The organism is Polaromonas sp. P1_E1_2, assembly GCF_056406035.1.
This window is the reverse complement of sequence record NZ_JBFUAZ010000647.1, coordinates 1-2,356: the sequence shown is the minus strand read 5'-3', so window position 1 is coordinate 2,356 and position 2,356 is coordinate 1. Positions and strand designations below refer to the sequence as shown.

Genomic DNA, 2,356 nt, shown 5'->3' with positions numbered 1-2,356 from the left:
CGAGCCTGCGGCCAGCACGTGGGAGAACGAACAGCCGCTGCGGAGAACCCGCWCCCAGCCATAGCCGCCCACGGCACAGCCGTAAACATCGCGCTCTCTTTCATCCGGACTGTGACCGTCGGCTTCGGGGTTGAACCGAATCTGCTGACCCTGGTTGCCGTATGAAGCACGGCAACCAGGCGCTCGCGGGCTGATGCAGTTTCCTGCAAACACCGCCGGTGGGGAATTTCACCCCGCCCTGAGAACGCTGCCCCGGCAAAATGGCCGGGACGGGTTGAGTTTAATGGGAGCTCGCAGACTCCGCCGCCGGTCTGTCGTCGCCGCCCTGCTGCGTGCAGGGGGAACATTGCAGCGCGAAGAGCGTCAAGGTGATTTGGGCTTTACCTTGACATAGCGAAACTCACGGCCTGGCCCGAACCCTGCTCCAGGTGGTTTCATCCGCAGGCTGTCACCGTCAATGGCCAGGCTCAGTTTGTCGAAGCGCACAAAGCCGTAGTTGCCTAAGGTGGCGCCAAACACAAAGTGGTTGTGGCTGGAGTCTTTGGGGCGATGCTCGACCACGGGATAGTTGCGCATCGCGCCCAGGTAAGACAGGCTGACTTTGCTGACCGGCACGTCGAAGCTGTCCGCCTCCAGGTTGCCTGAGCGCGTCTGGCGAGCCGGAATGGAAAGTCCGTTGACCGTGAAATCGACTTGCGCCAGCGCGGCCACCTTTTGCGCATCCGGACCTTCGAAGGTGACTTTGGCGGCGGCTCCGGGCTCTTTATTGGAGCGCAAAAAGGTGAATGTGGGGGCTTGCGGCGTTGCGGTGGATTCAAGCAGCACGTTCGAATTCTCGATGCGCCAGCGGCCCTGATCGAATTCATCAACGGAGCCGACTATCAGGAAAAAACGGTAAGTTCCGTCACTGCTCAAGCGCATGCCGGAGCCGGTTTCCATCACACCTTGCAGCATGTAGTCGCCGGCCATGCTTTCCTGTGAGGGCGACTGCGCGTACGACGTGCAAACAAAACCCATCGAAACAAGGACAAAACCGGCTACCCGCCGCGAGACAGAAGTGGCGGACCGGAACGGGTTGTTCACGCGTTTACTCGACTTCAGCAACCAGATCGATCTCCACACAGGCGCCCATGGGGACCTGCGCCACGCCAAATGCGCTACGCGCATGTTTGCCAGCGTCGCCGAAGACTTCTGCAAACAACTCGCTGGCGCCGTTGGTCACCAGGTGCTGCTCGGTGTAGTCGCCGGTKGAGTTGACCAGGCTCATGAGCTTGACGATGCGYTTGACCTTGCCCAGGCCGACGGCGGCTTCGAGCGTGCCCATCAGGTCGATGGCGACCGAGCGCGCGGCGGCCTTGCCTTCTTCTGTCGTCATGTTCTTGCCGAGCTGGCCGRCGAGGGGCTTGCCGTCCTTCTTGGCGATATGGCCGCTCAGGAACACCAGGTTGCCGGTCTGCACGAAGGGCAGGTAAGCTGCCAGGGGCGTTGCCACGGTGGGCAGGGTGATGTTCAGTGCTTTCAGCTTGTCGTAGGCGCTCATGGTGGTCCTTTTGGTGAAGAAAAATGGTTCCAGCCCAATAGGAACGAGCGCAAGCAGCTATGTTTTTGATAGCGAAGGAGGCTGCGTGACCGGCTGGCAGTGCAGGGAATTGTAGGATGGTGCGCGGGTTCCGGAGGCCTTTGGGGTCATGAAAGGAAATGATGGAACGGCGCCAGGGCCTGCGCGGCTTGTTCCGTGCTCTTTCAACCTTCCACATGCCGGCGTCACTCGGGCTTGATGCCGGCCTTTCGCACCACAGCACCCCAGCGGTCTACTTCGTTGCGCATGAAGGCACGCAGTTCGTCGCGTGTCGAGCCTTTCAGGTCAATGCCCAGGGTGGTAAGGCGCTCGCGTGTGGAAGGGTGCGCCAGCGCCGCCACCGCTTCGCTGCGCAGCCGCTCGACGATCTCGATCGGCGTGGTGGCCGGCGCCACCAATGCCCACCACTGGTTGAACTGCATGCCCTCAATGCCGGCTTCGTGCGCGGTCGGTACGCCGGGCAGGGCGGCGAGGCGCGCATTGCCGGTCACCATCAAGGCAGAGATCCTGTTCGCGCCGAGCAGCGAACTGCCGCTGGCCAGCGTGGCGAAATGCGCGTCCACCTGGCCGGCCGCAACATCGGTGAGCGCGGGCGCAGAGCCGCGATAGGGAATGGCGTTGACCTTGATCCCGGTGGCGCTGGCGAACAGTTCGCTGGAGAGGTGGCTGATGGAGCCATTGCCGCTGTGGGCCAGCGCCAGCGGCACCTTGCTGCTCCGGTAGTTTTTGAGGAAGCCCTTGATGTCGCCATTCTTGTACTGCGCGCCGCCGGCAAAC

3 protein-coding genes and 1 riboswitch are annotated in these 2,356 nt (G+C 62.2%); all 3 genes read right to left on the bottom strand.

What is annotated here, in order from left to right; translation table 11 throughout:
- Positions 1-88 precede the first annotated feature (88 nt).
- Positions 89-250, bottom strand: a riboswitch (FMN riboswitch).
- A 113-nt stretch (positions 251-363) separates the two neighbouring features.
- Positions 364-969, bottom strand: coding sequence for a hypothetical protein (locus AC1D1P_RS21235; RefSeq protein ID WP_477674328.1), 606 nt, complete (start codon positions 967-969; stop codon positions 364-366).
- 118 nt (positions 970-1,087) lie between these two features.
- Positions 1,088-1,540: a RidA family protein gene (locus tag AC1D1P_RS21230; RefSeq protein WP_477674327.1), complete on the bottom strand. Its 453-nt coding sequence runs from the start codon at positions 1,538-1,540 to the stop codon at positions 1,088-1,090.
- Positions 1,541-1,764: 224 nt separating this feature from the next.
- Positions 1,765-2,356: Bug family tripartite tricarboxylate transporter substrate binding protein (locus tag AC1D1P_RS21225; protein WP_477674326.1), on the bottom strand; the 592-nt coding region annotated here is incomplete at its 5' end.